At 70.8% G+C, this 20699-nt stretch carries 21 protein-coding genes; 12 read left to right on the forward strand and 9 right to left on the reverse strand.

Translation table 11 applies throughout. The annotated features are described in order from the left end of the window. Positions 1 to 122 precede the first annotated feature (122 nt). Both B2K11_RS01000 and B2K11_RS01005 read left to right on the forward strand, forming a co-directional pair. Complete coding sequence (locus B2K11_RS01000; protein ID WP_239525555.1) at positions 123 to 962, forward strand: ABC transporter ATP-binding protein; 840 nt, start codon at positions 123 to 125, stop codon at positions 960 to 962. Continuing rightward, positions 944 to 2521: a hypothetical protein gene (locus B2K11_RS01005; protein WP_163615980.1), complete on the forward strand. Its 1578-nt coding sequence runs from the start codon at positions 944 to 946 to the stop codon at positions 2519 to 2521. The genes B2K11_RS01000 and B2K11_RS01005 overlap by 19 nt, the downstream gene beginning before the upstream one ends. 42 nt (positions 2522 to 2563) lie before the next feature. On the opposite strand, the gene B2K11_RS01010 is transcribed toward B2K11_RS01005, so the two are convergent. Together B2K11_RS01010 and B2K11_RS01015 are read right to left on the reverse strand one after the other, a co-directional pair. After that, complete coding sequence (locus B2K11_RS01010; protein ID WP_239525556.1) at positions 2564 to 3535, reverse strand: phosphoribosylaminoimidazolesuccinocarboxamide synthase; 972 nt, start codon at positions 3533 to 3535, stop codon at positions 2564 to 2566. A gap of 33 nt (positions 3536 to 3568) precedes the next feature. Next, positions 3569 to 3937, reverse strand: coding sequence for a TfoX/Sxy family protein (locus B2K11_RS01015; RefSeq protein ID WP_163615982.1), 369 nt, complete (start codon positions 3935 to 3937; stop codon positions 3569 to 3571). A gap of 86 nt (positions 3938 to 4023) precedes the next feature. Between B2K11_RS01015 and B2K11_RS01020 the strand changes: the two genes are divergently transcribed. The 5 genes from B2K11_RS01020 to B2K11_RS01035 all read left to right on the forward strand — a co-directional run bounded on the left by B2K11_RS01020 (position 4024) and on the right by B2K11_RS01035 (position 9588). Continuing rightward, complete coding sequence (locus tag B2K11_RS01020; protein WP_204259963.1) at positions 4024 to 4719, forward strand: PadR family transcriptional regulator; 696 nt, start codon at positions 4024 to 4026, stop codon at positions 4717 to 4719. 149 nt (positions 4720 to 4868) lie between these two features. After that, positions 4869 to 6299: an MFS transporter gene (locus B2K11_RS01025; RefSeq protein ID WP_239525570.1), complete on the forward strand. Its 1431-nt coding sequence runs from the start codon at positions 4869 to 4871 to the stop codon at positions 6297 to 6299. 133 nt (positions 6300 to 6432) lie between these two features. Then, on the forward strand, positions 6433 to 6591 hold the full coding sequence (locus B2K11_RS20405) for a hypothetical protein (RefSeq protein WP_204259964.1): 159 nt from the start codon (positions 6433 to 6435) through the stop codon (positions 6589 to 6591). A gap of 118 nt (positions 6592 to 6709) precedes the next feature. Continuing rightward, positions 6710 to 7807, forward strand: coding sequence for an acyl-CoA desaturase (locus B2K11_RS01030; RefSeq protein ID WP_163615985.1), 1098 nt, complete (start codon positions 6710 to 6712; stop codon positions 7805 to 7807). A 338-nt stretch (positions 7808 to 8145) separates the two neighbouring features. Then, entirely contained in the window at positions 8146 to 9588 is a 1443-nt protein-coding gene (locus B2K11_RS01035) for an MFS transporter (protein ID WP_163615987.1), read from the forward strand. 89 nt (positions 9589 to 9677) lie between these two features. On the opposite strand, the gene B2K11_RS01040 is transcribed toward B2K11_RS01035, so the two are convergent. The 3 genes from B2K11_RS01040 to B2K11_RS01050 are packed head-to-tail and all read right to left on the reverse strand — an operon-like array spanning position 9678 to position 12116. Continuing rightward, positions 9678 to 10331 carry a response regulator transcription factor gene (locus B2K11_RS01040; RefSeq protein WP_204259970.1) on the reverse strand — a complete coding sequence of 218 codons (654 nt, stop codon included), beginning with the start codon at positions 10329 to 10331 and terminating at the stop codon, positions 9678 to 9680. Beyond that, positions 10328 to 11458, reverse strand: coding sequence for a histidine kinase (locus B2K11_RS01045; protein WP_163615990.1), 1131 nt, complete (start codon positions 11456 to 11458; stop codon positions 10328 to 10330). The genes B2K11_RS01040 and B2K11_RS01045 overlap by 4 nt, the downstream gene beginning before the upstream one ends. A 4-nt stretch (positions 11459 to 11462) precedes the next feature. Further along, on the reverse strand, positions 11463 to 12116 hold the full coding sequence (locus B2K11_RS01050) for a DUF2306 domain-containing protein (RefSeq protein ID WP_239525557.1): 654 nt from the start codon (positions 12114 to 12116) through the stop codon (positions 11463 to 11465). A 236-nt stretch (positions 12117 to 12352) separates the two neighbouring features. On the opposite strand from B2K11_RS01050, the gene B2K11_RS01055 reads away from it, so the two are divergent. Then, complete coding sequence (locus B2K11_RS01055) at positions 12353 to 13210, forward strand: CPBP family glutamic-type intramembrane protease (RefSeq protein WP_163615992.1); 858 nt, start codon at positions 12353 to 12355, stop codon at positions 13208 to 13210. Positions 13211 to 13276: 66 nt separating this feature from the next. Here B2K11_RS01055 and purD read toward each other — a convergent pair whose 3' ends face one another. Continuing rightward, complete coding sequence (gene purD, locus B2K11_RS01060; protein WP_163615994.1) at positions 13277 to 14551, reverse strand: phosphoribosylamine--glycine ligase; 1275 nt, start codon at positions 14549 to 14551, stop codon at positions 13277 to 13279. A 103-nt stretch (positions 14552 to 14654) separates the two neighbouring features. Here purD and B2K11_RS01065 point away from each other — a divergent pair, with 103 nt between their 5' ends. Both B2K11_RS01065 and B2K11_RS01070 read left to right on the forward strand, forming a co-directional pair. Continuing rightward, positions 14655 to 15011, forward strand: coding sequence for a sterol carrier family protein (locus tag B2K11_RS01065; protein WP_163615995.1), 357 nt, complete (start codon positions 14655 to 14657; stop codon positions 15009 to 15011). 83 nt (positions 15012 to 15094) lie between these two features. Next, a complete protein-coding gene (locus B2K11_RS01070; RefSeq protein WP_163615996.1) occupies positions 15095 to 15448 on the forward strand; it encodes a potassium transporter Trk in 354 nt (117 codons plus the stop codon). Between the two features lie 43 nt (positions 15449 to 15491). Here the strand turns inward: B2K11_RS01070 and B2K11_RS01075 are convergent, their stop codons facing one another. After that, positions 15492 to 16103: a zinc-binding alcohol dehydrogenase gene (locus tag B2K11_RS01075; protein ID WP_163615997.1), complete on the reverse strand. Its 612-nt coding sequence runs from the start codon at positions 16101 to 16103 to the stop codon at positions 15492 to 15494. A 264-nt stretch (positions 16104 to 16367) separates the two neighbouring features. Here B2K11_RS01075 and purM point away from each other — a divergent pair, with 264 nt between their 5' ends. After that, positions 16368 to 17516 carry a phosphoribosylformylglycinamidine cyclo-ligase gene (gene purM, locus B2K11_RS01080; RefSeq protein ID WP_275576710.1) on the forward strand — a complete coding sequence of 383 codons (1149 nt, stop codon included), beginning with the start codon at positions 16368 to 16370 and terminating at the stop codon, positions 17514 to 17516. A gap of 65 nt (positions 17517 to 17581) precedes the next feature. Next, positions 17582 to 19042, forward strand: coding sequence for an amidophosphoribosyltransferase (purF, locus tag B2K11_RS01085; RefSeq protein WP_163615999.1), 1461 nt, complete (start codon positions 17582 to 17584; stop codon positions 19040 to 19042). Positions 19043 to 19208: 166 nt separating this feature from the next. On the opposite strand, the gene B2K11_RS01090 is transcribed toward purF, so the two are convergent. Together B2K11_RS01090 and B2K11_RS01095 are read right to left on the reverse strand one after the other, a co-directional pair. Then, on the reverse strand, positions 19209 to 19811 hold the full coding sequence (locus tag B2K11_RS01090) for a TetR/AcrR family transcriptional regulator (protein WP_163616000.1): 603 nt from the start codon (positions 19809 to 19811) through the stop codon (positions 19209 to 19211). 96 nt (positions 19812 to 19907) lie between these two features. Beyond that, positions 19908 to 20699 (reverse strand): strictosidine synthase, encoded by a 792-nt coding sequence (locus B2K11_RS01095; RefSeq protein WP_163616002.1) that lies wholly within the window; start codon positions 20697 to 20699, stop codon positions 19908 to 19910.

The raw sequence follows: 20699 nt of genomic DNA on the forward strand, positions 1-20699 counted from the left end.
GGTGCGAGCATCACCCTAGCGAGCACCGGCACCGGTGCGAGTTGCCCCGGCCACGCGGCATCCGAGAGGCTGGAGCGGCGCCCCCGGCGCCGATGCTCGCGCGACCGATGTGACGGAGAGATGTGACCGACCCAGCGATGCCCCCGACGCCCTCTGCCGCCGCGACGACGCCGGCCGCAGTTACGAGCGACTCGTCGACGCACGGCGTGCCGCCGGCGCTCGAGCTGCGCGGCCTGCACAAGCGGTTCGGGCAGAAGGTCGCGGTCGCCGATCTGAGCCTGCGCGTGCCCGCCGGGTCGTTCTACGGGCTGGTCGGCCCCAACGGCGCCGGCAAGACGACGACGCTGTCGATGGCGACGGGTCTTCTCGCGCCGGACGCCGGCCAGGCGCTCGTGCACGGCGTCGACGTCTGGCGTGATCCGGTCACGGCCAAAGCCATGCTCGGCAACCTCGCCGACGGCGTCAAGCTGTTCGACCGGCTCACCGGTGAGCAGCTCGTCACCTACAACGGCCTGCTGTTCGGCATCCCGCACGACGAGATCGCGCGTCGCGCGGCGGACCTCCTCGCCCTGATGGACATGACGGATGCCGCGGGCACGATGGTCGTCGACTACTCGGCCGGCATGACCAAGAAGATCGCGCTGGCGTGCGCGCTCGTCCACGCGCCGCGGCTGCTCGTGCTCGACGAGCCGTTCGAGTCGGTCGACCCGGTGTCGGCCGCGAACATCCAGGACATCCTCACGAGCTATGTCGCCGGCGGCGGCACGGTGATCGTGTCGAGCCACTCGATGGACCTCGTACAGCGCATGTGCGACCACGTCGCGATCGTCGCAGCCGGTCGCCTGCTCGTCGCCGGGACCGTCGACGACGTGCGCGCGGGGCAGTCGCTGCAGGACCGCTTCGTCGAGCTCGTCGGGGGCCGCCGTCACACGGAAGGGCCGGAATGGTTGCGACGCTCCTGAGGCTGCGCTTCCGGGTGCTCGGCAACCAGCTCGCGCGGAGCCCCTGGCAGCTGGTCGGCTTCATCTTCGGGGCGATCTACGGGCTCGGCCTGCTGGCCGGCATCGCCGTAGGGTTGGTGCTGCTCGGCTTCGGCGACCTGCTGCTGGCGAGCAGCGTGATCGTCGGCGTCGGGTCGGTGGTGACGCTGGGCTGGGCGCTCGTTCCCCTGGTGGCGTTCGGCGTCGACACGACGCTGGATCCCACCCGGCTCGTGGTGTTCCCCATGTCGCTGCCCCGAATGATGGTCGCGCTGACGCTCGCGGGGGTCTGCGGCATCCCCGGGATCATCACGTCCGCCGCGGCGATCGCGACGATCGCGACCTGGGCGCACTGGCCGGCGGCCATCGCCGCGTGGGCGGTGAGCACCCCTGTCGCCGTGCTGACCGCCGTCGTGGCCTCGCGCGCCGTCGCGTCACTCGCCTCGGGACTCGGCAGCGGCCGGCGCTTCCGTGAGGTGTCGGGCACCGTCATCTTCGTCCCCCTGATCCTCGCCGGGCCGATCATCGCCGGCGTCGCCACAGGGTTCGCGGTGAACGCCGACACTGTCGCGGAAGCGATCCCGGTGCTGGGCTGGACGCCTCTCGGTGCCGCGTGGGCGGTTCCCGCGGCTGCCGCGGCGGGCGATCTGCCCGAGGCGGGCGCGAAGCTCCTCATCGCCCTCGTGACGCTCGCGGTGCTCTGGCTGCTCTGGCGCGCATCGCTCGGCCGTTCCCTGGTGCGCCCGTCGCACACCTCCGCCGCGCCGGTGCGCGCCGGCTCCATCGGATGGTTCGGCCGCGTGCCGACCGGTGCGGCGGGTGCGATCTTCGCGAGGGCGGTCACCTACTGGACGCGCGACCCGCGCTACCTCCGCCAGCTGATCGGCGCGCCGCTGGTGCCCGTGCTGCTGTGGTTCTACGCTCGCAACGGCGATCCCCTGGTGGCGCTGACGTTCTCGGGTCCGATCATCGCGATGGTGATCGGCATCGTCGTGTACGCCGACATCTCGTACGACGGCACGGCGTTCGGCACCGAGCTCATCACCGGCGCCTCCGGACGCGCCGACCGCCTCGGCCGCAGCCTTGCCGCGGCCGCCGTGGCGCTGCCGCTCGTGCTGCTCGCCGTGATCGTGCCGTTCACCCTGTCGGGCCAGTGGGAGCAGCTCCCCGGCATCCTGGGCATGTCGGTCGGCATCCTGCTCACCTGCTACGGCGTGTGCGCGGTCACCTCGGCGCAGCTGGTGGTGCCCGTCGCCGCATCCGGCGACAACCCGTTCAAGCGGGTGCCCGGCACGACGTTCCTGCAGGGCATGGCGTTCTTCGGCATCTGGCTCGTGGCGCTGGTGCTGTCGGCGCCCGTCGTGATCGTCGGCCTGATCGGCTACTTCACGCAGAACGCGACGCTCAGCTGGATCGCGTGCGCGGTCGGGATCGTGGTCGGCACCGCCGTCCTCATCGGCGGCATCCTGCTCGGCGGCCGGATGCTGGACACCACCGCGCCGGTGCTCCTCGCCCGGCTCAAGGCGATGAAGAACGCCTGAACGGATGCCGCGGCCGGCGGTCGGCCGGCGGTCAGGCGGCGGTCAGGCGGCGGTGAGGCGCTCGAGCAGTTCGCGGTAGCGGGCGGTCGTGCGCGCCACGATGTCGGCCGGAAGCGCCGGCGGCTCGCCCTCGCGCGGGGCGGGCCAGTTCGCCGCGAGCCAGTCGCGCACGATCTGCTTGTCGAAGCTCGCCATGCGCTCCTCGGGGGTCGTGCCCGATGCCCAGGCCGCGGCATCCCAGTATCGTGACGAGTCGCTCGTGAGCACTTCGTCGGCGAGCGTCATCACGCCGTTCTCGTCGAGCCCGAACTCGCACTTGGTGTCGGCGAGGATCACCCCGCGCGACTCGGCCGTCGCCGCCGCGCGGGCGTAGATCTCGAGAGACAGGTCGCGGAGTTCCGCCGCGCGCTCGGCGCCGACGAGCTCGACGGTGCGCTCGTACGAGATGTTCTCGTCGTGCGCGCCCATCGGCGCCTTGAAGGCGGGCGTGTAGATCGGCTCGGGCAGCCGGTCGCCGTTCGACAGGCCGTCGGGCAGCGAGATGCCGCACACCGTGCCGCTCTCGCGATACTCGGCCCAGCCCGACCCCGTCAGGTAGCCGCGCACGACGCACTCGATCGGCTGCATGTCGAGACTCTTCACGACCATCGCACGGCCGATGACGGCATCCGGAATCAGGCTCTGCAGATCGTCGGCGGTGTTCGCCTCGCCGTCGGCGCCGCGCGTGAGCGTGTGCGACGAGGCGAGATGGTTCGGGATGCCGCGGCCGCCGTCGGCGCCCGCGAGCTGGTCGAACCACCACAGGCTGAGGGTGGTGAGCAGCTCGCCCTTCCCCGCGATCCCGGGGGAGAGGACGTGGTCGAACGCGCTGACCCGGTCGCTCGCGACCACGAGCATGCGCTCGGGGTGGGCGCCCTCCGGCGTCTCCGCCGGGACGTAGAGGTCGCGCACCTTGCCGGAGTACGCGTGGCGCCAGCCGGAGAGTTCGGTCGAGGGAGTGGGGGTAGCCGTCACCCGTCCCATTATCCCGGCCGGCGGCGGAACCCCTCAGCCCTTCGGCGTGATCTCGTCGAGGTAGGCGAACGCGTCGGCCGTCAGGGGCACCCAGCGGTCGGCGCGGTCGACGCCGATCATGACCCACTCGCGCATCGTGCGGCCGCGCATCTGCATGCGCGCGCCGTCGCCGGCAGCCTCGATCTCGTCGGCCCGCGACGCGGGCACCTTCACGACGAGGGCGCCCTTGTAGCCGACGAACGCGAACACCTTGCCGCGCACGCGCAGGCCCTCGCTGCCGAACATCGGCCCGATGTCGACGCCGGGCCGATCGAGGTACTCGGCGGCGATCGGATCGAAGATCGCGTGCGCGCGCTCCGCGGCCTGCGCGGAAACCGCAGCGTCGTCGCGCTCACCCGTCATGCGCACAGGCTACGAGTCCCACCCGACATCGCGCGAGAGGTGTGCCGTTCGGCGAGGGTAGGTATAGTCCATGTGGACTAATCGACATGGAGGGATCGATCGTGATCGACGCCACGTCCGCTCGCGAGCCGGATGACGCGGCTCCTGACGCAGCCGGCCGCGTGGGCCCATCCGTCGCCCGGCTGACCCCGCTCGGGGTGGCCGTGCTCGCACTCCTGAGTGAGGGCGACATGCACCCGTACGAGATGATCCGGCTGATGCACCTCCGGCGCGACGACCGCCTGGTCACCATCACCAACGGCACGGTGTACCACACCGTCGCGCGCCTCGAGCGGGCGGGCCTGATCGCCGAGGTCGGTGTGGACCGCGAGGGCAGACGACCCGAACGCACCACCTATACGCAGACGGATGCCGGAGCCGCCGCCGTCCTCGAATGGGTGCGCCGAGAGCTGCCCCGGGTCGATCACCCGGTCGAGTTCCGCGTCGCGCTCGCCGAGGCGCACGGCCTCGACCGTGAGGACGTGCTCGCACTGCTCGACGCCCGCCGCACGGCACTCGCGGACGCCCATGCGTCGTTGGTCGAGGGCCACCGGCACGCGCTCGGCAAGGGCGTGCCGGCGCAGTACCTCCTCGAGATCGCGCGCGAAGAGGCGCTGCTCCAGGCCGAGCTGGCCTGGATGGACGCGACCCTCCCGCGGATCGCCGATCCCGACTTCGCCTGGGGCCCCGACGCGACCCCGTCGGAACGCTATCTCGCCCAACGAAAGGCGGCACGCCAGTGACCACGCCCCACACCCCGGACACCACCCGCACCGCGGGCGCGGCATCCGGAACCGCCTCGGCGGCCCACCCGCCCACCGGCGCCTACGCCGCCGGACACAAGCCGCGGAGCCCCTGGCCGGCTCTCTGGGCGCTCGTCATCGGGTTCTTCATGATCCTCGTCGACACCACGATCGTGTCGGTCGCGAACCCGGCCATCAAAGCGGCCCTCGACCCCGAGACCAACAACCTCGACAACGTCGTGTGGGTCACCTCGGCGTACCTGCTGGCGTACGCGGTGCCGCTCCTCATCACCGGCCGCCTCGGCGACCGGTTCGGCCCGAAGAACATCTACCTGATCGGGTTGTCGGTGTTCACGCTCGCGTCGCTGTGGTGCGGGCTCTCGGGAACGCTCGAGATGCTGATCGTCGCTCGTGCGGTGCAAGGCCTCGGTGCCGCCCTCATGACGCCGCAGACGATGGCTGTCATCACCCGCACCTTCCCGCCCGACCGACGCGGCGCCGCGATGGGCCTGTGGGGCGCGACCGCGGGGGTCGCGACCCTCGTCGGGCCGCTCGCCGGCGGGCTGCTGGTCGATGGGTTCGGCTGGGAGTGGATCTTCTTCATCAACATCCCCGTCGGCATCATCGCCTTCGTGCTCGCCTGGATCCTCGTGCCCAAGCTCGAGACGCATCCGCACCGCTTCGACATCGTCGGCGTGTTCCTCAGCGCCGTCGGCCTGTTCCTCATCGTCTTCGGCCTGCAGGAGGGCGAGAAGTACGACTGGGCGCCCTGGGTGTGGGCGATGATCGGGGGCGGTGTCGTCGTGATGGCGATCTTCGTCTGGACGCAGGCGCGGACCAAGAGCGAGCCGCTCGTGCCACTGCCGCTCTTCCGCGAGCGCAACTTCTCGGTCTCGAACCTCGCCATCTCGATGGTCGGGTTCACGGTGACGAGCATGTCGCTCCCGCTGATGTTCTTCATCCAGCTCGCGCGTGGCCTCACGCCGACGGAGTCGGCGCTGCTGCTCATTCCGATGGCGGTGCTGTCGGGCGTGCTGGCACCGCTCGCCGGACGCCTGCTCGACCGCACCGACCCGCGCTTCCTGCTGGTCCCGGGCCTGCTGCTCGTCGCGGGGTCGCTGTTCTGGTACTCGTCTCTCATGAACACCGACACCCCCATCTGGATGTTCCTGCTCCCGTCGGCGCTCATGGGCGTCGGCAATGCGGGGATGTGGGGTCCGCTCGCCACGACCGCGACCCGCAACCTGTCCCCCAGACAGGCCGGCGCCGGTGCGGGCATCTACAACACGACGCGCACGATCGGCTCGGTGATCGGATCCGCCTCGATCGCGGCATTCATGCAGGCACGTCTGGAGGCGAATCTGCCCGGCGCGGCGGACGCCGCCGGTGGATTCGGCGAGGGCACCCTCCCGCCCTTCGTCGTCGACGGCTTCTCGCAGGCGATGGCGCAGGCCATCCTGCTCCCCGCCGTCGTGATGCTGGCCGGGGTGGTGGTCGTGCTGTTCCTGCGCCGGCCGAAGGCGACGTCGACGGAGGACTGGCAGGCCGCGCAGCCCGCGGCGGCAGCGGCAGCCGACTGACGCCCTCGTCGGCGTTTCCGCGGCGGGTGAGTCGGGGAGTGGGGAGCGATGCTTCGGACTGTCGGGCTTGCGCGGCCGCGGGGGCTTTGTCAACCCATTGTTGAGCGCCCGGTCACGAGGCCATGATCAGAGCATGACCGGACTCGCAGTGATCCTGCTCATCGTCGGAATCGTCCTGCTGCTGCTGGGCGTGTTCATCGAAGCGGCGCAGTTCCTGCTGTGGATCGGCCTCGTGATCATCATCATCGCGGTGATCGCCTGGCTGATGCGCTTCATCCGCCGCCAGACCTGACTTCGCCCCGGCACTGCCGCTGCGCCGGACATCGGCGTAGCCTGGCCGATACGGACGTCCCGGACCCCGACATCCACGGACCGCACACGCGTGCGGCCGGAGGATCGGGGACGAGCACATGACCGACCAGCTCACCGGCGGCGTCCGCGCCACGGTGGCCCGAGCGCCCCGAGCGGGCAACGACTTCACCGACCTCGCCAAGATCATCGGCACCAGCGGTCTCATGCGCCGCCGGTACGGGTACTACTGGACCAAGCTCATCGGCGCGGTGGTCGTCCTGGCCACCGCCATCACGGCCTTCGTGCTGATCGGCGACACCTGGTGGCAGCTGTTCACCGCGGCGGCCCTGGCGATCCTGTTCACCCAGATCGCGATGCTCGGGCACGACGCCGCGCACCGGCAGATCTTCGTCTCGGGCCGGTGGAACGACTGGACGTCGATGGTGCTCGGCAACCTGCTGGTCGGGATGAGCTACGGCTGGTGGCAGCACAAGCACACGCGCCACCATGCGAACCCCAACAAGATCGGCTCCGATCCGGACATCGAGCTGCCGGTCGTGTCGTTCACTCCCGATCAGGTGGAGCAGCGCGCAAAGCAGTACGGCCCCGCGCTGGCGTGGGTGATGGCCCACCAGGGGATGTTCTTCTTCCCGATCCTCCTGCTCGAGGGCCTGTCGCTCCACGCGTCCAGCGTGCGCCGCGTCGTCGCGCGTGAGCCGCTGCGCCGGCGCAGCGTCGAGATCGTCTTCCTCGCCCTGCGCATCGGCGGGTATCTCGCCCTGGTGTTCATCGTGCTGTCGCCCGGCATCGCCGCCGTCTTCCTGGCGGTGCAGCTGGGCCTCTTCGGCGTCTACATGGGCATGGCGTTCGCCCCGAACCACAAGGGGATGCCGCTCGTTCCGGCCGAGCTGAAGGTCGACTTCCTGCGCCGCCAGGTGCTGATGAGCCGCAACGTCCGCGGCAGCCGGTTCCTCGACGTCGCCATGGGCGGGCTCAACTACCAGATCGAGCATCATCTGTTCCCGTCGATGCCGCGCCCGCACCTGAGGAAGGCGTCCGGCACGATCCGGGACTACTGCGTCGCACACGACGTGCGGTACACCGAGACGGGGCTGTGGGAGTCGTACCGGATCGTCACGCGGTACATCAACCGGGTCGGACTGGGGGAGCGCGACCCGTTCGAGTGTCCCCTGTTGCAGCAGCGGCAGGCGGTCTGACCGGCCCGGTGCCGGACGCGTGATCTGGGGCGTCGTCCGCGACCTGTGTGGGGCAGGTCGCGGACGACGAGTCTGCAGACCCCCATGAGGCGCGAGCCTGTCAGCGTCCGCCTATGGTGTCGCCGGCGGTGAAATGCTCGAGGTCTTGTCGCTGCAGCGAGAGTGCGCGTCTGTAGGCGCCCGGCGGATACAGGGATGTGCATCGGCAGGCCGCCGTGCCTCCTGCGATACAATAGAGGTTCGCTCAGCCATGTCGTGCTGAGGCGGTCGCCGGGAGAAAACCGGCGGTCCGAGGCTTGAAACCTCCGGCATCTTCCCAGAATCCCGGAGGTTTTCTCATGTCTTGGCGCGCCTCGCATCCGTCCGCCCGCTGGTGGGCGCTCGCCGTCATATCGCTGACGCAGCTCGTCGTCGTGCTCGATGGCACCATCGTCAGCATCGCACTGCCGCGTGCGCAGGCAGACCTGGCGCTGAGCGATTCCGCACGGCAGTGGGTGGTCACCTCGTACGCCCTGGCCTTCGGTGCGCTGCTGCTGCTCGGCGGCCGTGTCGCCGACTACGCCGGCCGCAAGCGCACCTTCATGATCGGGATGCTGGGCTTCGGTGCGGCATCCGTCTACGGCGGTCTCGCCGCCACCGGCGCCGATCTCATCATCGCTCGCGCATTGCAGGGTGCGTTCGCTGCCCTGCTGGCGCCGGCGGCCCTGGCCCTGCTGACGGTGACGTTCCCGAAGGGCCGGGAGCGCAACACCGCGTTCGCCGTGTTCGGAACCGTCGCCGGCGCGGGGGCCGCGGTCGGGCTCGTGCTCGGCGGAATCCTCACCGAGTTCGCGGACTGGCGCTGGTGCCTCCTGGTCAACGTCTTCTTCGTGGTGGTCGGACTCGTCGGCGGGTTCTTCGCGCTGAACGAGAGCCGTGCCGACGGCGAGAACCGCTACGACATCCTCGGAGCGGTCCTCGTCACGGCGGGACTCGGCGCCCTGGTCTACGGATTCAGCCTGGCCGAGCAGGGGTGGGGCTCCCCGCTGACCATCACGTTCCTCGCGCTCGGAGTGGTGCTGCTGGCACTGTTCGTGTGGATCGAGTCGCGGGTCGCGCAGCCGCTTCTGCCGCTCCGGATCCTCACCGACCGCGTGCGCGGTGGCGCCTTCCTGATCCAGGCCGTTGCGGGAAGCGTGATGATCGGCGCAACGCTGTACCTGACGTTCCACTTGCAACTCGTGTGGGGCATGTCCGCCTTCGTCGCCGGCGTGGCGAGCCTGCCGCTGCCGCTCGGCATCATGGTCACGGCGCCGCTGGTGACACGGCTGCTTCCGCGCGTCGGTCCGCGCGTGCTCATGACCGCCGGTCCCCTCGTCGCGGCAGCCGCACTCGTGTACCTCAGCTTCATCACCCCCGAAGGCGACTATTGGGTGCAGGTGTTCCCCGCGGCTCTGGTGATGGGAATCGGCATGGCGTTCATGCTCGTCCCGCTGCAGAACGTCGCCCTGCTGGGCGTTGCGCCGCACGACGCCGGGGCGGCCTCGGCGGTCGTCAACTCGGCGATGCAGATCGGCGGCTCGATCGGCCTGTCGGTCTTCACGGCGCTGTACGCGGCGTCGCTCGGCGACCACGCCGGTACGCCGGGGCCCGACCAGCTCACGACGGCGTACGGCGTGACTTTCCTCGCCGCCGCTGTCGGCATGGTCGCTGCGGCGGTGATCGCGTTCACGATGATCCGCCCAAGCCGTGAGCGGGTGACGCCGGTGTCGGATGCGCCGGTCCTCGTGCACGCGGGTTGAGCGCCTCGATCCGCGGGGCCCCTCGCGCCCCGCTGATCGTCCCGGCGGCTGCACTCCTCAGGGAGGACACTGGCCGCGCACCGGTGTCCTCAGCCCGGCCGCCGGCCGCGCTCGTGCGCCCAGATCGCGAGCTCGACGCGGTTGCGGGCGCCCAGCTTGCCGGTGATGCTCGCGAGGTGCGTCTTCACGGTGCTGAGCGAGATGTGCAGCTCATCGCCGATCTCGCTGTTGCCGAGGCCGCGAGCGACGGCGGCGAGCACGTCCTCCTCACGGTCGGTGAGGGGGCTCGACGGCGGATGCGGCGGCTCGGGCGTGGCACCTGCGAACGCCTCGATGAGCCGCACCGTCACGTTCGGATCGATGAGCGCATCGCCCCGCGCCGCCGCGCGAACGGCTTCACCGAGCAGCACGGGCCCGGCGTCCTTGAGCAGGAAGCCGCGCGCGCCTGCGCGGAGGGCGGCGTAGACGTACTCGTCGAGGTCGAAGGTCGTGATGACGACGACGGGGATCGGATCGGCGACGGCGGGTCCGGCGATCGCCCGGGTCGCTTCGAGGCCGTCCATCACCGGCATCCGGATATCCAGCAGGCACACGTCGGGCCGGAGGCTCCGTGCGAGCGCGACCGCCTGCCCACCGTCCGCGGCCTCGCCGACGACCTCGATGTCGGGCTGGGAGTCCAGGATCATGCGGAGCCCCGCGCGGACGAGGTCCTGGTCATCGGCGACCAGCACGCGCACCGTCACGTCGTCCACCGCTTCCTCGGCAGGGACGCGGTGACGGTCCATCCTCCGTCGGGGGCGGGGCCGGCCTCGAGGGTGCCGCCCAGGAGTGCCGCGCGTTCCCGCATCCCCGCGATGCCGAATCCCGGCGCGACCGCGGGCGCCTCGGCACCGTCGTCGCGGGCCTCGAGCAGCACGCCGTCGTCATCGACGCGCACGTCCACGTCGACGCGGGTGGCGTTGCGCGCATGCCGGCGCGCGTTCGTCACCGCCTCCTGGGCGAGCCGGAACACCACGGCGGCGATCGGCGCCGGCACCGCCTCCACGTCGCCCTCCAGGCGCACGGCGACCTCGGGGCCGGTGCCCGCCGGCTGCGCGAGCCGGCGCACGTCGCCGAGCCCCGGCGTCGGCGTCAGCTCCGCCTCGCCGGCGCGTCGCAAGACGCCCACCATGGCGCGCATCTCTTGCAGCGTGCGGGTCGCCTCGCCCTCGATGGCCCGCAGCGCCTCGGCGGCGGCATCCGGGTCGGTCGCCGCCACCGCCGTGCCGGCCTGCGCCTGGATCGCGATCGCCGAGACGTGGTGGGCGACGGTGTCGTGCAGGTCGCGGGCGAGCTGCTCGCGCTCGCGCAGGCGGACGTGGTCGAGCTCCCGAGCCCGCGCACGGGCGCGCCACCGGAACGCCAGGCCGAGCACGCTCGTCGTGATGGCGACGGTGACGCCGCCGATGAGATCCCCGGGCGTCGGCGCGTCGGTCACGAAGGACAGTGCGAGTCCGGCTGCCACCAGCACGCCGCCGAGCACCATCGCCCGGCCCGAGCCCCAACGGAACACGGCGTAGAGCAGCAGGAGGAAGTACGCCGTCGTGTACAGCTCCGACGGGGCGCCGGGCGCGAACCCCACCGCGGTGCCCGTGACGAACGCGATCGCCAGCATCGTGAGGGGCCGCGCGCGTCGCCAGAGCAGTGTCGGCACGAGGGCCACGAGCACGATGGCCCAGAGCCAGCGCCACGGGACGTCGGGACGAACGGATGCCTCGACCACCGCCAGCGGAGCCAGCACGCCGACGAGCGCCCAGTCCCGCCAGACGCGCCGCGGCGGCGCCGGCGAGGCCGGCGGCGCGTCCCAGAGCGCGCGGACCGGGCTCGTCATGCCCTCATGATAGGTGGGCAGCGGGCACCGCCGATCGGCCGGCGGCGCGCACAGTGCCGGCACCTCGTCGCGCTCGACGCCGGATGACGACCTCGGCGACGAAGAGGTTGATCGCCCATGCTGCGCCCATGAGCACCGAGTGCATCGTCTGGCTCGGGACTCCGAACGCGAGCGTCCAGGGCAGGAGCGTGAGCAGCTGTGTGCCCGCGCCGAGACCGATCGCGTAGGCCCGGGTCATCCACGCGCTGTGCGTGCGCACGTCGCCACGCCGGATCGCGAGGAACGCGACGACGATCGCGACGGCCATCGCGGTGCCGAGGACGAGGCGCATGACGATGAGGGCGGGACCGTTCATCGCGGCGGGACTAGCGTAGAAGACCGCCATCCACATTCCTGACAGCGCCGATATGAGGCCCGCCGGCACGAGGATGCGGCCGGCGATCCGATGCCAGCGGCGCCTGCGGAGAGAGGGCGCGAACTGCAGGGCGCCGAGCACGAGGTAGACGCTCGAGCCGACGGCGTGCAGGACCACCGGGATCGGCGACGCGACGAACCGCGCGTTCTCCGGCGTCACCTCGACGCCGATCGTCAGCGTCGTGACGCGGAACGCGCCGGCGATGACCGGCACCAGGCTCAACGCGATGAGCCCGGCCGGCACAAGCCACTCCGGCCGGTGTCGGCGGGGGCGCGAGGGCGGGAGGGATCCTGGCGCGCGAGGGGAGATGATCGACATACCGCAACGATCGCCTGGCCGGGCTACCGCTCGCATCGGCCGAGCGGCCCGACTCGCCTCGTCCGAACGGCCGAGGTGGACGCGACCGACCGGATCGCGTCTGGGCGAGCCTCTAGGCTCGAACCGGACCGCCTCGAAATGCGGCCCGGGGGGAGCGAAGCGTGAGCCGGACCGATCAGCACGTCAACACCGAGGGCAGCGCCTGGAAGCGCTTCTGGGAACGCGGCGGGTGGTGGCGCGCGCTCATCCTGGTGGTGGGTTACTTCGTGCTCTACCAGGGCGCAGCGCTCGCCCTCGCGCCGATCGCACCCTCGGTCGACGACACCGAGAGCGCCGGGTACGTGCTGTTCTTCGTCGTCCTGCCGATCTTCATCGGCGGGGTGATCCTCATCCTCTTCGGCCTGTCGGTGGGCTGGCTGCGAGAGCTGTTCGGCCCGCAGCCGATCCGCGGCCGCGGGTGGATGTGGATCGCGGTCGCCGTCGTGCTGCTGTTCAACGTCCTCCGTTTCGCGACCATCGATTACGCCGCGCTCGACTTCGGCTACGTGGCGGCCTGGCTCCTGGCCGGCCTGTGCATCGGCTTCGCGGAGGAGGTCCTCACGCGCGGCTACGTCGTCAATCTGATGCGCAAGGCCGGGCACCCCGAGATCGCGGTCGCCCTCGTGTCGGCGGCGCTGTTCGCCGCGCTGCACGCGAGCAACCTGCTCACGGGTCAGTCGCTCTTCGCCACACTCCTGCAGCTGCTCTACACCTTCGCGTTCGGCATCTGCATGTACCTCACCCTGCGCGTCACCGGCAACCTCATCTGGCCGATCCTGCTGCACGCCAGCACCGATCCGAGCATCTTCCTGCAGGGTCCCCACCACGTCGACAGTCCGCTCGCCACGATCGCCGGGTTCGGCAACATCCCCGTCATCCTCGTCGGGCTGCTCGCGATCATCTTCATCCGCGGTCGCGTGACGACCGACACGGATGCCGCCTCCGCCGTCGGCGGTACCACGCCGGCCTACGACCGCTGATGTGAACGACGGGCGCCCTTGATCCCGGGGCGCCCGTCGCTTCGGGGTCTGTGCGGAGCCGACCGGTCAGAGCCCTTCGGCGACCCGGGCGGCGATGTCGGTGCGGTGCTGGCCGCCCTCGAGGTGGATCTCGCCGAGCGCCCGGTAGACGCGGTCGCGCGCCTCGACGAAGGTGGTGCCGACCGCGACGACATTGAGCACGCGGCCGCCGGTGGCGACGATCCCGCCGTCGGTCTCGGCGGTGGCGGCGTGAGCGAGGTGCACCTCCGGCACCGCCTCCGCCTCGCGCAAACCCGTCAGCGCCCGGCCGGTCACCGGCGCGGCCGGGTATCCCTCGCTCGCGAGCACGACCGTCACGGCGACGTCGGTGGCGAAGGCCGGGCGCGGAAGATCCTCCAGATGGCCGGATGCCGCAGCCAGCAGCAGCTCCGACAGCGGGTCGACGAGCCGGGGCAGCACGACCTGGGTCTCGGGGTCGCCGAAGCGCGCGTTGAACTCGATGACCTTGATGCCCGCGTCGGTGAGGATGAGTCCGGCGTAGAGCAGTCCGATGAACGGCGTGCCCTCGGCATCCAGCTGCCGGATGACCGGCTCGGCGACATCGCGCGTGACGAGATCGACGAACTCCCGCTCGCTGCCGAAGCGGCCGTCGAGCCAGGGGAGCGGCGAGTATGCGCCCATGCCACCGGTGTTGGGACCCTCGTCGCCGTCGAGCAGGCGCTTGTAGTCCTGGGCGGGGCTGAGCGGCAGCACGTGGTCGCCGTCGCTGAGGAAGAAGAGCGACACCTCGGGACCGGCGAGGAACTCCTCCACGAGCACCGGTCCCGACGGAAGATAGCTGTCGGCGTGGGCGAGCGCCGCCTCGCGGTCGGACGTGACGATGACGCCCTTGCCGGCGGCAAGTCCGTCGGCCTTCACGACGTGCGGAGCGCCGAGCTCGTCGAACGCGGCCTCGACCTCCGCCCGGCTGGCGGCGCGCATCGCCCGGCCGGTGGGCACGCCCGCGGCATCCATGATGCGCTTCGCGAACGCCTTCGAGCCCTCGAGCTGCGCGGCGGCCTTGCCCGGACCGAACACCGGGATGCCGCGCTCGCGCACCGCGTCGGCGACCCCCGCGACCAGCGGCGCCTCGGGGCCGATGACGACGAGATCGATGAGGTTCTCGTTCGCGAAGATCGTGACGGCGGCGGGGTCGTTCACATCGAGGGCGACCAGCTGCGCGTCCTGCCCGATGCCGGCGTTGCCGGGAGCCGCGAAGATCTCGTGCTCGGCCTCCTCCGCCCGCAGCGCGAGGATGATGGCGTGCTCCCGCGCGCCCGAGCCGAGGACCAGGATCTTCACGCGCTCCAGCCTACCGACGCGCCCCGCTGGGTTTCCGCGATCGCGAGAGCCGTCCGCGATCGCGACCGGATCAGAGGAGCTCGCGGCGGCGTACGGTGGAGAGGTGGCCCGCAAGATCTCGACCGACGACGGCCGCGCCGCACTGAGCGCGGTCGCCGCATCAGTCCCGCCCGCTCGCACCGACCAGGCGACCGCCGTGCGCTACCTCCTGCAGCTGCTCGCCGAGAAGGCGCCGGGCAACTCCGTCGAGGTGCGGGTGCCGCCGTTCGGCGCGGTGCAGGTCATCGAGGGCCCTCGGCACACGCGCGGTACGCCGCCGAACGTGGTCGAGACCGACCCCGCGACCTGGATCGCGCTCGCCACGGGCGCCGAGCAGTGGACGGATGCCGCGGCCGCCGGCCGCATCAGCGCCTCGGGCACGCGCGCCGACATCTCGGACCTCCTGCCCCTGCGCCCCTGACCTCGCGGGACTCGTCGCCCGCGGCGCCGCCACTTTCGCCTGCCCCCGGCGCGCTCCGGCGCGCCGAGTGGGACAATGGGGACATGCCCGAGCACAGCCAGGACCACATCGAGACCGTGCGCGTGCGACGAGCGCCCAAGATCTCGGTGTTCCTCCTCCTCGGCGCCGCACTCGGCGTGCTCGTCGCGATGATCCTCACCTTCTCGTTCAACGGCACCGCCGACCCGAGCCCCAACACCGGCGTCGAGTACTCGCAGGGTCAGGTGTTCGGCTTCCTCGTGCTCGTCTGCGCGCCGATCGGCCTGGCGCTCGGCGGCATCGTGGCGCTGATCTTCGACCGTCGTTCACGGCGCCACACCCACGAGGTGGCTGTCGACCACGCGTCGGTCCACGTCGACCCCGAGCCCGGCACCAACGGCCACGGCGCGGCTCACTGAGCGCCCGGATGCGGCTGAGGGCCGCGACGGCTGAGGGCCGCGACTAGGCCAGCTCGGCGATGATCGGGTGGATGGCGGTGTCGAAGGCCGCGACATCCCCCCGCAGCCCGTCGGTGACGGCGACCGTGAGGGATCCGATCCACCACACGCCGCGCTGATTCAGGGGCAGCACCTGCACGTTGAGCTCGAACGAGTGCGCCCGCCGCCCGACCTGCCGCTCGTGCTCGGCGATCGCGCCGGCGTAGGCGCGATACGCAGTGCCGGAGCTGTGCGCCGCCTCCTTGCGGTACCGCTCGTTCGCCGCCCGGGCGAACGCGAGCGCTTCCGGCGCATGCGGGACGAAGGCGGACCGCAGCTCGTCGCACCCTTCGATCGGCAGGGCGAGCACGGTGTCGAATCCGTCCACCAGATCGAGGGGGACATCCGACGGGTGGGCCTGCGGTTCGACCGTCATCGCCCAGTACTGCCGCCATTGCCGTTCGAGAATCGCCTGGGCCTCATCCGACCGGTCGTTCGCCCGCGGCGGGATCCCTCGCAGGTGCGGCAGCTCATCCGGAGAGCGGAGGCCGAGCACCTGGCGCAGATAGAGGGCAAGAAGCACCGGCTGACCGGCGTCTTCGCGGATCAGCCACTCCGGTGCACCGGCGCCGCCCATGCGGTCCATTCTAGATCCGGGCTCGCTGCTGGTGCCCCGTTCCGAGCATCCGGACGCCGGAAGACTGCTACCCCGGGCATCCACCCACGCACGTCCCCGCGCACGGCCTCCCGCTCCGCCGCGCAAACCAGTTCACTTGCGCTGAACGTACGTACGAGGGCGGTGTGAGCGCACCTTCAGCGCAACTGAACCGATTCAGAGGAGCGCGGCGAGACCGCAACCCCTCGGCATCCGTCCAGGCACGTCGCCGGTAGGCTTGTGACCGTGGCCTCATCCGAACGCGATGCCCCCTCCCGCCCCGCACAGCCCGTGAACCCCTACACGGCTGCCGGCGTCGACACGGCAGCCGGCGACCTCGCCGTCGAGCTGATGAAGTCGGCCGTCCGTCGCACGCAGGGCCCCGAGGTGCTCGGGGGAGTCGGCGGATTCGCCGGGCTCTTCGACGCGAGTGCGTTCAAGGCCTACGACAAGCCGCTGCTGGCCACCAGCACCGACGGCGTCGGCACGAAGGTCGCGATCGCCCAGGCCATCGACAAGCACGACACGATCGGGCAGGACCTCGTCGGCATGGTCGTCGACGACATCGTCGTGGTCGGCGCGAAGCCGCTGTTCATGACCGACTACATCGCGTGCGGCAAGGTCTTCCCCGAGCGCATCGCCGACATCGTGCGCGGCATCGCGGCCGGCTGCGCCGAGACCGGCACCGCCCTCGTCGGCGGCGAGACCGCCGAGCACCCCGGCCTGCTCGGCATCAACGACTACGACGTCGCGGGTGCCGCGACCGGTGTCGTGGAGGCCGACCGCGTGCTCGGCGCCGAACGCGTCCGCAGCAGCGACGTCGTGCTGGCGCTGGCGAGCTCGGGCCTGCACTCGAACGGCTACTCGCTCGTGCGGCACATCGTCACCGGAGCCGGCATCCAGTACGGCGCCAACGCCGCCGACTTCGGCACGACGTGGGGTGAGGCCCTGCTCGAGCCGACGCGTCTCTACACGCGTCCACTGCTGCGCCTCATCGCCGACCACGGCGACCGGGTGCACGCGCTCAGCCACGTCACGGGCGGCGGCATCGCCGCGAACCTCGCCCGCGTGCTGCCCCAGGACACGTGGGTCGAACTCGATCGCTCGACGTGGTCGCCGTCCCCGGTGTTCCGGGTGCTGGCCGACCTGGGAGATCTCGACCTCACCGCCACCGAGGGCACCTGGAACCTCGGCATCGGGTTCCTCGCGGTCGTGGCGGCCGACAAGGCCGAGGCCGCGGCATCCGCTCTCTCGCGCGAAGGCATCGCGACCTGGCAGGTGGGCGTCGTCCACGACGGCGCGCGTGCGGACGGCCACTGGGAGCAGGGCGCCAAGGGCGTCGACGGCGGCGCCGTGCGCCTCGTGGGCTCTTATGCGGACCACACGGCTCGCTGAGTCGGCAGACGGCACGACGCAGAACCACACAGCGCAGAAACGACAAGACGGAGCAGGCAACACCCATGTGCGGAATCGTCGGAGTGGTGGGCCGTGGGTCTGCCAACCAGGAGATCTACGACTCCCTTCTGCTTCTGCAGCACCGCGGCCAGGACTCCACCGGCATCGCGACGGCCGAGCGCAGCGGGGTCGTGCACCAGCACAAGACCCGGGGCCAGGTGCGCGAGTCGTTCCGCACGCGCGACATGCGCGCGCTGCTCGGCGAGATCGGCCTCGGCCACGTGCGCTACGCGACGAAAGGCACCGCGTCCAATGAGGAAGAGGCGCAGCCCTTCTACGTGAACGCCCCCTACGGCATCGTGCTCGTGCACAACGGCAACCTCACGAACACCCGCGAGCTGACCGCGGAGCTCTTCCACAAGGACCGCCGTCACCTCAACACGTCGTCCGACACCGAGCTGCTGGTCAACGTGCTGGCGAACGAGCTGCAGTCGTCGATCTCGGGCCTCGAACTCGATCCGACCCAGGTGTTCCAGGCCGTCAGCCGTGTGCATGAGCGCGTCGAGGGCTCGTACGCGGCCATCGCCCTGATCGCCGGCTACGGTCTGCTGGCGTTCCGCGACCCGTTCGGCATCCGTCCGCTCATCCTCGGCACGCGCAAGCACGAGGACGGCCACTACGAGTGGGTCGTCACGAGCGAGTCCCTGGTGCTCGAGAACGGCGAGTTCGAGATCGTCCGCGACGTCGACCCGGGCGAGGCGGTGTTCATCGACCTCGAGGGCAACCTGCACACCCAGCAGTGCGCGACCGACCCCAAGCTCGTGCCCTGCTCGTTCGAATACGTCTACCTGGCTCGCCCCGACTCGGTCATGAACGGCATCTCGGTGTACGAGGCGCGCCTGCGCATGGGCGACCGGCTCGCCGACACCATCGCGAAGTTCACGCCGCGCGAGGCGATCGACGTGGTCATGCCGATCCCCGACTCCTCCCGCCCCGCGGCCATGCAGGTCGCACGCAAGCTGGGAGTCGAGTACCGCGAGGGCTTCTACAAGAACCGCTACGTCGGCCGCACCTTCATCATGCCCGGCCAGGCGGCGCGCAAGCGCAGCGTGCGTCAGAAGCTCAACGCCATGTCGAGCGAGTTCAAGGGCAAGAACGTGCTCCTCATCGACGACTCCATCGTGCGCGGCACGACGTCGAAGGAGATCATCCAGATGGCACGGGATGCCGGGGCCAAGAGCGTCACGTTCGCCTCGGCCGCGCCGCCCGTGCGCTACCCGCACGTGTACGGCATCAACATGCCCTCGCGCCAGGAACTGGTCGCTCACGGTCGCACGATTCCCGAGATCGCGGAGGAGCTGGGCGCCGACTTCGTCGTGTACCAGGAGGTCGAGGACCTGAAGGCGGCGATCCTCGAGGGCTCCGACGTCGAGGACCTCGACATGAGCTGCTTCGACGGCCGCTACATCACCGGCACTGTCACCGACGAGTACCTCGCCTGGGTCGAGGGCTCGCAGGAGAGCTGACGGCGAGGTTCTACGGTCGGCGAATCCGGTGAGTCGCCGCGTTTCGTCTCGCTTCGCTCGCTCAACGACCGGTGCGGCGGTTCGGTTCCGGTCGTGGAGCGAGTGAGGAACGAGCGAGACGAAACGCCCTCGGGCGCGGCAGCTGCGGCGGCTCGGCGGTGCGGATTCAGGCGGGGAGGAGCACCCGCACCTGACGGCGGATGTCGTCCACGATCTCGTCGACCGAGAGGGCGATGTTCACGGTGGCCGCCATGCTGACGAACGTGATGGCGGAGACCACGTGCGCGAGCGTGGCCGCATCGTCCGGACTGGTGCGCCGGCCGCGCTGCAGGACGGTCGCGATCGCCTCTTCGGTCTGCACGGTGAGGGCGAGCGCCTCGCGGTGGTGGGGCTCTTCGGGATCGCCGAAGACGATCTCGCGCAGGTACGTGCGCCCGTTGTCGATCTGCACCCGGTTGCACTCGACGACCGGCCGGATGATCGCGATCACCGCCTCGAGCGGATCAGCGACGCCTTCGGCCGCGGCTCTGCCCTCGGCGAGGGCGTCGAGGTAGCTGGAGTTCTGCACGAGCAGGAGCAGTTCGCCTTTGTTCTTGGCGTATAGGAACAGCGTTCCCGTGCCGATGTCCGCTTTGTCGGCGATCTGCTGCGTCGTGACGTCGTCGACGCCGTGCTGCGTGAAGAGCTCGCGGGCCGCGGCGGTGATGCGCTGCAGCTTGTCCTGCTTGTTGCGCTCGCGTCGACCGACCGGCTGGGTGTCGATGGCCATGGCGTGATCCTCCGGGGTGCAGAAACTGACTGACTTTCTGATTGTAGTCAGAAATGGGTGGGCTTCGGTGTCTGCCGCCCGGGCGGCAGCACCGGCCTACTCCCGGTAGTGGGGCAGGATGACGCCGCCGCTGACGTAGGTCAGGGCTGCCGACACGTCGTAGGCGTGGACCGCCGAGACCTGCGGTGCGAGCGCGCTCGAGAGCCTCTCGACGTCTCGGCTCGCGAAGAACGCCGCGCGGCCGGCCACATCGTCGAAGCCGAGCATGACGGAGGCGTGGAAGCGCTGATCGGCGGGGTTGTCGTGGGCGACGTCCGGCGTGTCCCAGAGCTTCTCGTTCCAGGGGAGGAACGTCTGGGTCCGCAGCTCTCTGAGGGCGCCGGTGCCGGCGAGCGCGGGTGCGAGTTTTCGGCTGACGAACTTCCGGAAGGCGCGTCCGCCGACGTCCGGCCGCCTCCGCAGGTAGACGAGGGCCCGCGCACCCGGTCTCCGGCCGGGCTCCGCCACGCGATACCACCGGGTGGAGTACGGCGGCCCCGCATACAGGAGCGTGCGCCGGAAGACGTTGATCTCGTCCTTGAACGCCAGCCTGGTCTGCGCGCGACCTCGCAGCGGTGAGACGATCGACCGGAACGTGACCTCGGCCACGCCGTCGATCCTGCGGTCGGCGGGAATCGCCGTCTCGATGCCGCGGGTGGACGGCCACAGACCGGGATTGTGCTCGGCGAGGTGGATCTGGCGGTACTCGTCCAGTCCGGGGGTCGCCGAGATGATGCCCGAGTGGGGGCCCTTCCAGTGATCCATGCCGGTCTGGCGGGGTTGGTCCGTGCGGACCCACAGCAGGATCGATGACGTGAGGGGCTTCCTCTTGTAGGGGGCGACGCTCAT

Source organism: Microbacterium sp. B35-30 (assembly GCF_010634855.1).
Classification (GTDB): Bacteria; Actinomycetota; Actinomycetes; order Actinomycetales; family Microbacteriaceae; genus Microbacterium.